Origin of the sequence: Cyclobacterium xiamenense (genome assembly GCF_009467825.1) — a bacterium.
GTDB classification, from domain to species: Bacteria; Bacteroidota; Bacteroidia; order Cytophagales; family Cyclobacteriaceae; genus Cyclobacterium; species Cyclobacterium xiamenense.
On the sequence record NZ_WIOK01000061.1, the window covers coordinates 1 to 10,644 of the forward strand.

Consider the following 10,644-nt stretch of genomic DNA (forward strand, 5'->3'; position numbering starts at 1 on the left):
GAATTGTACTGTCGATCAGAGCAAATAATCATAAAAAAACCACGAAGGATATAGTTTCATCCTGCGTGGTCAAATTTTATTGGATTTTCCAAGAAGCCCGCTTTACCCCTCGCCATTTGCAGATTTATTGGGACAGTAGCGAAAAGGCCGGGCTACCGGTCAACTATTAAATCCCCGGAGCTTAACCTGCGTGAGTTTTCGCTTTGTATCAAGCGGAAAGTCTCCTTTCATCATCCAGTCGTAATACCCCGGTTCTTCCTTCAGCACCTGCGCAATGGGTTTGCCTTTTTGCTTGCCGAAATTGAAGCATTCCTCTCCTTTATCGTTAAACACGAACCTTCCCGCCAGGTCGACCATTTTTTCGTTGATCATGTTGTGGATTTTCTTCATGTCGTTTTCCATGATTCCCACCCGGTTTCCTTGCAGGTCTTCCATTTCCTCTCCCGCATACCGGGCAATTTGGGCTTTAAACACCTCGTACGTAGCCAAGGTGTCTGCTTCCGCACTGTGTGCGTTTTCCAATACTTTGCCGCAGTAGAATTTATAGGCGGATGCCAGGTTTCGCTTTTCCATCATAAAAAATATTTTTTGCGCATCCAGCAGGTTTCGCCTCTCAATGTCAAAATCAATGCCCGCCCGTAAAAATTCTTCAACCAGCAGCGGTATATCGTATTTCAATACATTGAATCCTGCCAGATCGGCTCCTTCGAAAAAACGGAACAGGTCCCGGGCTACGTCTTTAAAGGTCGGTGCATCGGCCACGTCCTTGTCGTAAATTCCATGGATCAGTGAGGATTCCAGGGGAATGGGCACTGTCGGATTTAGTTTCATGGTCTTAAGCTCCTTTTGCCCGTCGGGAAACAATTTCAAGATGGAAATTTCGACGATTCGATCGGTAGAAATGTTGATTCCAGTAGCTTCAAGGTCAAAAAAAGCAATGGGAGTCGTTAAATTCAATTTCATTTTTTATACAAGTAGTAGCATGAAAAGGATTGCGGACTACAGGGGAGTAACCCACTCCAAATCGCATTTCCTGCCAAAAAAAGACAAGTTTGCCGGCAATCCTTTGTGCAAAGATAGGGATTTTTATCGCTTTACTTACGGCACTTTCCTTTTAGCTCCAGCAAAACGGAAATGGGTAAAAAAATAGTCGACCATTGGGGAATATATTTTGGTGGCAATTGGTTGTTCAGGTAGGGTTTGTCGTTTTGTGGATAACAACGTGTATAAGTTGTTCAAAAACTTTAGCCCGAAAGGGGTACTTTTGTGACTATGGCGGAAAAAAACAGTAGTAAAATGGAGCGAAGTGCGGGATTGAGGAGGAGGCCGGCAGAGCCTCATACCGCCCTGGGTAAATTGCCCCCTCAGGCCATTGATTTGGAAGAAGCCGTACTGGGTGCGTTGATGCTGGAAAAGGATGCCTTGACAGCGGTGGTGGACATACTTTCGGCCGATAGCTTTTACAAAGACGCGCACAAAATGGTCTACGAAGCCATTTTGGATCTTTTCAACGCAGGCGAACCCATTGACCTGCTCACCGTGACGAATCAACTACGGAAAAATGGAAAACTGGAGTTGGTGGGAGGGGCTTATTTCATCACCGAACTCACTTCTAAGGTCTCTTCTGCGTCAAACATCGAGTACCATGCCCGGATTATCACGGAACAGGCCATGAAGCGGGACATGATTCGGATATCTTCCGAAATACAGAAGGAAGCATTTGAAGATACCACGGATGTCTTTGAACTATTGGATAAAATGGAGCAATCCCTTTTTGAGATTTCTGAAAATAACATCAAAAAGAATTACATGGACATGCGGTCCATCATGCGGGAAGCCATCGTGGAGTTGGAAAGTAAAAAAGGGCAGAAGGACGGGCTCACCGGAGTACCCTCGGGTTTTACTGCCTTGGACCGGGTCACCTCCGGGTGGCAAAAATCGGACCTGGTCATCATTGCCGCCCGACCGGCTATGGGGAAGACTGCCTTTGTCCTGTCGGTTCTGCGAAATGCTGCGGTAGACCACAACCGACCGGTTGCCATTTTTTCCCTGGAGATGTCTTCCCTGCAGCTGGTCAATCGATTGATCAGTTCAGAGGCAGAGCTGGATTCCGAAAAAATAAAAAAAGGAAATCTGGCCGATTACGAATGGCAACAATTGATTCATAAAACGGGAAAACTTACCGCGGCACCCTTGTTTGTTGACGACACGCCGGCCCTGTCGATTTTAGAGCTCCGTGCAAAATGCCGGCGCTTAAAGGCGCAAAACGACGTGCAACTCATCGTGGTCGATTATTTGCAATTGATGTCGGGAGACAGCAAAGGAAATCACGGGGGCAATCGGGAGCAAGAGATTTCAAGTATTTCCCGGGCATTGAAAAAAATCGCCAAGGAACTCAATGTACCTGTCATTGCCCTATCTCAGCTATCCCGGGCCGTTGAGACCCGGGGAGGCGACAAGCGCCCGCAGCTTTCCGACCTCCGGGAGTCGGGTGCGATTGAGCAGGATGCGGATATTGTCATGTTTTTATACCGGCCCGAATACTACGGCATTACCGAAGACGAAGATGGCAATAGCACGTCTGGAGTCGGAGAGGTGATCATTGCCAAGCATAGAAATGGGTCTCTGGAAAGTGTGAAGCTTCGATTTATTGGAAAATACACCAAGTTTACGGATCTTGACCTAAATGTACCTTACCAGGCACAAGATGCGCTCTACGGCAGCCGATTTCCCAGCAGTGCCGGGGGACAAGGCTTTGACGATTCGGGAATGGTGCGCATGGGAAGCAAGGCGAATGGCGACAGTCCCGGCGAAAACCCCTTTCCCGCTGGTGACGACAAGGCGCCCTTTTGATTCGGTTTTAGTAGTCAGTTGCCGGCGTTGCGGAAAATGAGCGAATTCGAAATCCCCTATAGCTGAGGCCGGTATGTATGCCGGCAAACTCCGCATTTTCCACCGAGTTCTGGCGCGGTTTTCGCGTCCGGGCGAGTATTTTCTTTAACCCTAATCATAACGGAATGAAGTGCATTGTTTTAGACAGTACCCATAGCGATGGAATCGCCTACACCGAACTTCGGGAACCGGAACCGGGACCGAAGGAGGTGAAGGTGCGAATACACGCCGCGGCCCTGAATCATCGGGACCAATGGTGCCGGGAGCAAAAGTATCCCAATTTGAAAGACGGCGTAATCCTGGGTTCAGACGGCGCAGGTGAAGTAGTCGATATCGGGTCAAAAGTAGACAAATCCTGGATTGGAAAGCAGGTGCTTATCAATCCGGCGCTTAATTGGGGAGACAATCAATCTGCCCAGCAGCCCGATTTCCGGATTTTAGGAATGCCGGATCACGGTACCTTTGCCGAATACTGTTGCGTTCCAGCAGACCGTGTGCATCAGATTCCAGCTCATTTGGATAGCGTCCATGCAGCGGCCCTTCCCCTCGCTGGACTCACTGCCTACCGGGCGCTGTTCTATCAGGGACAAATAAAAAAGGGGGATCGGTTGTTGGTAACCGGATTCGGCGGTGGCGTAGCCCAGCTAGCGGTTCAATTTGCCCTCGCCAGTGGCGCAAGGGTCGCCGTCAGCAGTGGCTCCGGATGGAAGCTGGAAAAGGCGCTTGAAATGGGCGTGGAAGCCGGATATTTCTACCATTCCGAGTCCTGGGTAGAAGAAGCAAAAGGTAACAGCGACGGTTTTGACCTGATCATCGATAGCGCGATGGGCTCGACGATCAACGACCTGTTGGAGCTGGTCCGTCCTGGGGGGAGCATCGTGGTATACGGGGCTACCCTCGGTACGGTAAAGGAAGTGAATGCCCGAAATTTGTTTTGGAAGCAGGTACGGTTGCAGGGATCTACCATGGGCTCGGATCGGGATTTCGAGCAAATGCTCGATTTGGTGAGTCATTACAGCATTCAGCCAACCATAGACCGGGTTTTTTCCCTATCGGAGGCCACACGTGCCTTCGATAAAATGGAAAAAACCGAACAATTGGGAAAGCTCGTCCTGCAAATCTAGGGTACGAAATGGTAGCAAGCGGCTCCAGGTTCAGGGTAGCGAAGAAAATAGACGGAGCTGCCGGTTTCCCCGGAGGTTGTTGCATCAATCGTTTTCGACCTGAAAATTGAAATAGGCATTTTCCAATTCCCGCTGGGCGTGGGTATTGTTTTGTGTTTTTGCGAGCTGTATCCCTGCCACAAAAGTAGATTCCGCCTGCTCGGGTAGCCCCAGCTCTGCGAATAACTTAGCGGCGTGGTAATAGCAGGGAAGATAGCTTTTATGTTCGCGTAATAGTTTGTTAAAATAAAAAGAAGCCTTTTCTTTGTCTTGATTTTGGTATTCCAAAGCCAACGCGTAAATATTGAAAGGGTTGTCAGGTTCTTCTTCCATATAGGTGACGAGTTCCTTGACCCGGTCATGTTTTTCCATGGTGTTGCGTTTGGTTTCTGCAATGACAAATTTAATTAAAAAATAGATGAAATCGATGCGATTAAAATCATCAGTAAGCACACCGGGCAATGATTATTTTAATCGTCAAAGATTATCCCGATTTTGTATCGGGAGAGGCTATGTAGCAACTCTAAAACAGTTAGAAACAGATGAAAATATTGGTATGTATCACGCATGTGCCTGATACCACGTCAAAGATTAGATTTACCGATGACAACAAGCAACTCGACAAAGCGGGGGTGCAGTTCATTATTGGTCCCTACGATGATTACGCACTTGCCAGAGCGGTGGAGTTGAAAGAGCAGACCGGAGGGTCGATCACGGTGATCAATGTTGGTGAAAAAGAGACGGAACCCACCTTACGAAAAGCGTTGGCTATTGGCGCGGACGAGGCCATCCGTGTGGATGCTTTTCCCCAGGATGCGGTATTTGTGGCCCGGCAAATTGCGCACCTTGCCAAAGAAGGGGCGTACGACCTGATTCTGATGGGCAGGGAATCCATTGACTTCAACGGAGGCATGGTACACGGCATGGTGGGTGAGTTGCTGGGGATACCTTCGATATCGCCGGTGATGAAATTGGAAATTGATGGAAGAACGGCAAAAATGTCTCGTGAAATTGAGGGAGGGAAAGAGTTTATAAGCGTTGATTTGCCCGTTATCGCTGGCTGTCAGGAGCCCATCGCCGAATGGAAAATACCAAACATGCGCGGCATTATGTCAGCAAGAAGCAAGCCGCTGAATGCTGTAGCGCCTGTAGAAGCAACGAGCAACACAGCTGTCGAATCCTACAGCCTGCCTCCTGCGAAGGAAGCTGTAAAGCTGGTGAATACGGTGGAAGAATTGGTTGACCTGTTAAAAAACGAGGCCAAAATACTTTAAATAACCGAAAGAAATGTCAATATTAGTATACATAGAAAAAGATCAGGGTAGAATCAAAAGCTCCTCCTTGGAAGCAGTTTCCTATGCTGCTGTGCTGGGTGAGAAGACTGGGGCAGCAGTAAGTGCTGTAGGGCTGGGTAGCCTGGAAGGCACCGAGTGGGATCGCCTCGGGCAGTCGGGTGCCTCGGCCGTTTATCAGGTAGCGGATGAGCGACTTGATGCCGGGGTAATACAGGCCCATGCCTCCGTGATAGCGGAGGTATTCCGTATCGTTGGTGCGAAAACCCTGGTGCTGGCCAAGTCATCCCTGGGAGATGCGGTAGCCGCCCGACTGGCAGTAAAATTGGACGCAGGATTGGTCACCAACGTGGTGGATCAACCCGATTTGACAGCAGGCTTTGTCGTTAGAAGAAGTATTTTTACGGGCAAGGCCTTTGTGGCCACCCGTGTTGATACCGAAAACAAGATTCTTGCGATCAAGAAAAACATTCAACCGGTAAAAACCGGCGGAGCAGCCGTAGCGGTAAAACAACTGACGGTGGATCTTCCACCCGAGGTTTTTGCCGCAACAATTACTGGGGCAGAAAAGGCTACCGGAGAGGTGTTATTACCGGAAGCGGATATCGTCGTCTCCGGAGGACGTGGTCTTAATGGACCGGAAAACTGGGGGCTAATTGAAGATCTTGCCGCTGCCCTGGGCGCGGCAAAGGGGTGTTCGAAGCCAGTGTCCGATTCTGGGTGGAGGCCGCACCACGAGCACGTGGGGCAGACCGGGGTGAAAGTAGCCCCTTCCCTGTATGTGGCAGTGGCCATCTCCGGAGCGATACAGCACCTGGCCGGGGTGAATGCTTCGCGAAATATTGTTGTTATCAACAAAGATCCGGAGGCTCCCTTCTTTAAGACTGCGGATTATGGCATAGTTGGGGATGCATTTGAAATCGTCCCAAAATTGACAGAAGCGATTAAGGCACTAAACTAATTGACCGTGGATAATACTGTTGAGTTAGAAATTTTGGGTTTATCATCCAATAGCACCCAATCAGGGTCATTTACACTGGTTTTGGGAGAATCTGAGGGAAGGCGGAAGTTGCCGATCGTGATCGGCATGTTTGAGGCCCAGGCCATCGCGATAGAAATCGAAAAAATCATTCCCAACCGGCCGATGACCCATGATTTATTCAAATCCTTTGCATCCAATTTTCAATTTTCAGTGGATCACATATTGATCTCCGACATGAGGGAGGGGGTTTTTTATGCAAAAATCATGTGCCAGAGTTCGTTCAAAAAAGTAGAAATTGATGCGCGTCCCTCGGATGCCATTGCCATTGCGGTCAGGTTTGATGCGCCAATATACTGTGCCAGCACGGTAATGGCGGAAGCAGCGATCGAGTTTACGGAGGAAGACGAAAAAAGAGAACAAGAAGCGGCTTCCGGTAGTGCTACCGGAAAGGGTGGCCCCAAAGAAAAGAGCAAATCCCGGGAAGAAGCTTCCCTCAAGGATTTTAGTCTGGACAAATTGAATCAATTATTAGAGAAAGCCATAACGAACGAGGATTACGAAAAAGCGGCGCGTTTGCGGGATGAGATCAACCGGAGAAATTAAGTGCAGGGGATAGGATGCTGCTGGCTAGTTTGTTTTCCCGAAACAAGCAGCGCTAAGTCACCGAAGAAGACCGGGTCCAACATGGGCTAGTTATACTGCTAAAATTTGCCTAAAATGGATTATGTAAGAGGTGCTTTGGGAATTGTGGCCCTGGTCTTTATTGCCAGCCTTTTTTCCGCGAATTCGAAAAAAATCGATTGGCGATTGGTAGGTATTGGCATTGGGTTGCAGGCTGTTTTCGGTATTTTGATCACCAAAGTTTCCGTTGTAGCGGCCGTTTTCACGAAGGTCAGTGCGGGATTTGTTACATTTCTTAGTTTTTCGGAGCAAGGGGCCACGTTTCTATTTGGGGAGTTGGCCAGTGACTCGTTTGGATTTATTTTCGCCTTTCAGGTATTACCCACGATTATTTTCTTTTCCACGGTTTCTGCCGGGCTGTATTACCTGGGTGTTCTCCAAAAAGTGGTGTTTGGCATTGCCTGGGTAATGGCACGCACCATGCGCCTGTCCGGACCGGAGAGCCTCTCTGCTGCGGGAAACATTTTTCTGGGCCAGACCGAAGCGCCTTTGCTGGTGCGGCCGTTTATTCCCACCATGTCCCGATCGGAGCTCATGTGCCTGATGACCGGTGGCATGGCCACCATTGCGGGAGGCGTGCTTGCCGGATACGTGGCTTTTCTGGGGGGAGATGATCCGGTAGAAAAGACCCGATTTGCCACGTATTTATTGGGAGCCAGTATCATGAACGCGCCGGCGGCGATTGTTATTTCCAAGATCATACTACCCGAGGACACCAAAGATGGTATCAATGACCGCTTACACATTAGCGGCCAGGTGACGGATGTAAACTTGATCGATGCGATGTCCCGAGGTGCCTCGGAGGGACTTAAACTCGCATTGAATGTGGGCGCCATGCTGTTGGCATTTATTGCCGTCATCGCCGCTTTGAATTATTTTCTTTCCGGGATTATCGGGGAATATTCCGGCCTGAATGCCCTGGTGGCGGCTTCTACCAACGGTACGTTTGAGGGACTTTCGCTGGAGTATTTGCTGGGGCAGATTTTTCGATTATTTGCCTGGATCATCGGCGTGGAATGGAAAGATACCCTTGCCGTTGGCTCTCTTTTGGGGCAAAAAACGGTAATTAACGAGTTTGTAGCCTACCTGGGGTTAGCCGAGATGAAAACTGCGGGGACGCTGTCACCAAAGTCTATTGTTATTGCCACCTATGCGCTGTGTGGGTTTTCCAATTTCAGCTCCATCGCCATTCAGGTTGGTGGAATCGGAAGTATAGCGCCCGGACAGCAGGGAAACCTCTCCAGACTGGGCATGCGTGCATTATTGGCCGCTACCATTGCTTGTCTGATGACGGCAACTGTGGCCGGGGCGCTATTTTAACGTACTGTGAGAGGCTGGTTCAGTCGTGAATTACAATCTTGGTGATCGTATCGCCTCCCCGGATCTGATCAATGACGTCCAATCCCTCGGTAACTTTACCAAAACAAGTATGGTTTCGATCCAGGTGTTGGGTATTTTTTCGGTTGTGGCAGATAAAAAACTGGGAGCCACCGGTATTTCTGCCCGCATGCGCCATGGACAATACCCCCCGGTCATGATACTGAAGTTCCCCATCCAACTCGCAATCGATGTGGTACCCAGGTCCTCCTGTTCCAGTGCCGTTGGGGCATCCTCCCTGAATCATAAAATCGGGTATGACCCGGTGAAAGGTGAGCCCATCGTAAAAGCCTTTTTGGGCGAGTTCGACAAAATTAGCCACCGTCTTTGGGGCGTCTTCTTCGTAAAAGGTAATTTTCAGGGTGCCCTTCTCGGTTTGAATTTCTCCGGTTTTCATGAACGTATCGTTTGTTTTTTTTGCAATAATACTGATTTTATGCTAGTATCATGCTATACTTGTAATTCGTGCCCCTTGCTTTTTTGAAAATTCCATCTAAACTAATGTAACTTGAGAAAAGAAGACCAGTTTGTAGGGAAACACAACGCTCCGGAAGATATTCTGGAATTCGAAGGCCCCCAGTTGTTTGGACATCCCAAAGGACTGATGACCCTCTTTTTTACGGAAATGTGGGAGCGGTTTAGCTACTATGGCATGCGCGCCTTGCTGATTCTGTTTATGACTGCTCCGATCGCTTCCGGAGGACTGGGGTTTAATGATCAGACATCCGGGGCCATTTACGGGTTGTATTCCATGGCCGTATACCTGCTGGCACTCCCCGGCGGCTGGGTAGCGGATCGGTTGATTGGCCTGAAGAAATCCGTTTGGTACGGGGGAATTATCATTACGATTGGTCATTTTACGATGGCACTGCCCGGCGTTTTTTCGCTGCTGGCAGAAAATCCTGCTGCTCCCGGACAGCTAGCTGCCTGGGATCTGCCCTCCTTTTTTCTGGGCCTGGTATTGATCGTCTTCGGAACGGGTCTGCTGAAGCCAAACATCAGTTCCATTGTAGGTCAGCTGTATCCAGAAAATAGTCCCAAAAGAGATGCCGGATTTTCAATATTCTATATGGGGATCAACCTGGGGGCATTTCTGGCGCCCATTGCCTGCAGTACCCTGGCCGTTTACGACTGGCACCTGGGGTTCGGGCTTGCCGGTTTTGGGATGCTGATGGGATTGGTCCAATACAAATGGACCGGAAAGTACCTAAATGGAGTGGGGGAGGCCGTGGTTGCGGAATCGCCTGCCCAGCGAGACGCCCTGGGGCGCCTGCAGAAACGCGTTTGGCTGGTACTGGGATTGGTGGTGGTGCTGGTCCTGTTGTTTTTCTTGCAGGTCATCCCAGTGGATCCTGTAGCCATTGCTGGGGTTTCTAATACAGTGATAGCAATTGTAGCCTTGCTGTTTTTTGGATACGTATTGCTCTTTGGCGGACTGGATACGGCACAGAAAAAGAAAGTACTGGTGATCATGATTCTCTTCGTCTTTTCAGCGGTATTCTGGTCCGGATTTGAACAAGCCGGGTCTTCGTTGAATCTATTTGCAGAGCGATTTACGGATAGGATGGCCATGGGTTGGGAGATTCCAGCCGGGTATTTTCAATCGGTAAACAGTATCTTTATCATTCTATTTGCACCATTTTTCGGGGCCATGTGGGTAGCCCTGGCCAGGAAAAACCTGGAGCCCTCTTCTCCCCTGAAATTCGCCATTGGACTGTTATTTCTGGGAATTGGATTTTTGGTGATGTACTTTGCAGCAAAAATAGCGGCATCCGGAAATCTGGCTGCTCCTTCCTGGCTGGTCATTACCTACCTGTTCCACACCTTTGGTGAACTCAGCCTGAGTCCGGTGGGTCTGAGTCTTACGACCAAACTGGCTCCTAAAAGGTTTGCCGGGCAAATGATGGGGATGTGGTTTTTGTCCATTGCCATGGGGAATCTGGTGGCCGGACGGATTGCCGGAAGTACGAGTGGAGGGACGGAAGAGGCATTGGCCAACATGCCCCAGCAGTACCTGTTGATCGTGTACACAGTAGCGGGTGCGGGTATTGTGCTGATGCTCGTTTCCAAACCTATACGCAGACTGATGGGAAAAATCCACTAGTCTACATCGAAAAAAATGCACAAAAAAAGGCCGGTTTTGCGAAACCGGCCTTTTTTTAGGGCTTCTTTCTGAATCCCTAAAAAACTGATATCCAATGAATTAAATAGAGGTAATTTAATTTAAAAACCCCGAAAATAGTCACTTTTAGGCTTT

10 protein-coding genes are annotated in these 10,644 nt (G+C 49.2%); 7 read left to right on the forward strand and 3 right to left on the reverse strand.

Going from position 1 to position 10,644, the window contains the following annotated elements:
* Positions 1–159: 159 nt before the first annotated feature.
* On the reverse strand, positions 160–963 hold the full coding sequence (locus tag GCU44_RS22680; RefSeq protein WP_092178095.1) for a 3'-5' exonuclease: 804 nt from the start codon (positions 961–963) through the stop codon (positions 160–162).
* Positions 964–1,296: 333 nt separating this feature from the next.
* On the opposite strand from GCU44_RS22680, the gene dnaB reads away from it, so the two are divergent.
* Positions 1,297–2,853, forward strand: a complete 1,557-nt coding sequence (gene dnaB / locus GCU44_RS22685; RefSeq protein ID WP_241685075.1) for a replicative DNA helicase — start codon at positions 1,297–1,299, stop codon at positions 2,851–2,853.
* A gap of 164 nt (positions 2,854–3,017) precedes the next feature.
* Positions 3,018–4,016 (forward strand): quinone oxidoreductase family protein, encoded by a 999-nt coding sequence (locus tag GCU44_RS22690; RefSeq protein WP_154859679.1) that lies wholly within the window; start codon positions 3,018–3,020, stop codon positions 4,014–4,016.
* 84 nt (positions 4,017–4,100) lie between these two features.
* Here the strand turns inward: GCU44_RS22690 and GCU44_RS22695 are convergent, their stop codons facing one another.
* Positions 4,101–4,427 carry an enzyme of heme biosynthesis gene (locus GCU44_RS22695; RefSeq protein ID WP_092178212.1) on the reverse strand — a complete coding sequence of 109 codons (327 nt, stop codon included), beginning with the start codon at positions 4,425–4,427 and terminating at the stop codon, positions 4,101–4,103.
* Between the two features lie 170 nt (positions 4,428–4,597).
* Between GCU44_RS22695 and GCU44_RS22700 the strand changes: the two genes are divergently transcribed.
* From GCU44_RS22700 to GCU44_RS22715, 4 genes are all read left to right on the forward strand, one after another.
* Positions 4,598–5,329: an electron transfer flavoprotein subunit beta/FixA family protein gene (locus tag GCU44_RS22700; RefSeq protein WP_154859680.1), complete on the forward strand. Its 732-nt coding sequence runs from the start codon at positions 4,598–4,600 to the stop codon at positions 5,327–5,329.
* Between the two features lie 13 nt (positions 5,330–5,342).
* Positions 5,343–6,308: an electron transfer flavoprotein subunit alpha/FixB family protein gene (locus tag GCU44_RS22705; RefSeq protein WP_154859681.1), complete on the forward strand. Its 966-nt coding sequence runs from the start codon at positions 5,343–5,345 to the stop codon at positions 6,306–6,308.
* 6 nt (positions 6,309–6,314) lie between these two features.
* On the forward strand, positions 6,315–6,932 hold the full coding sequence (locus GCU44_RS22710; protein ID WP_092178214.1) for a bifunctional nuclease family protein: 618 nt from the start codon (positions 6,315–6,317) through the stop codon (positions 6,930–6,932).
* Between the two features lie 114 nt (positions 6,933–7,046).
* Positions 7,047–8,330, forward strand: a complete 1,284-nt coding sequence (locus GCU44_RS22715) for a NupC/NupG family nucleoside CNT transporter (RefSeq protein WP_154859682.1) — start codon at positions 7,047–7,049, stop codon at positions 8,328–8,330.
* Between the two features lie 19 nt (positions 8,331–8,349).
* On the opposite strand, the gene GCU44_RS22720 is transcribed toward GCU44_RS22715, so the two are convergent.
* The gene (locus tag GCU44_RS22720) at positions 8,350–8,784 is read right to left on the reverse strand and encodes a peptidylprolyl isomerase (protein WP_092178107.1); all 435 of its coding nucleotides are present in this window, start codon (positions 8,782–8,784) and stop codon (positions 8,350–8,352) included.
* Between the two features lie 207 nt (positions 8,785–8,991).
* On the opposite strand from GCU44_RS22720, the gene GCU44_RS22725 reads away from it, so the two are divergent.
* Positions 8,992–10,491 (forward strand): peptide MFS transporter, encoded by a 1,500-nt coding sequence (locus tag GCU44_RS22725; RefSeq protein WP_394366511.1) that lies wholly within the window; start codon positions 8,992–8,994, stop codon positions 10,489–10,491.
* Positions 10,492–10,644 lie beyond the last annotated feature (153 nt).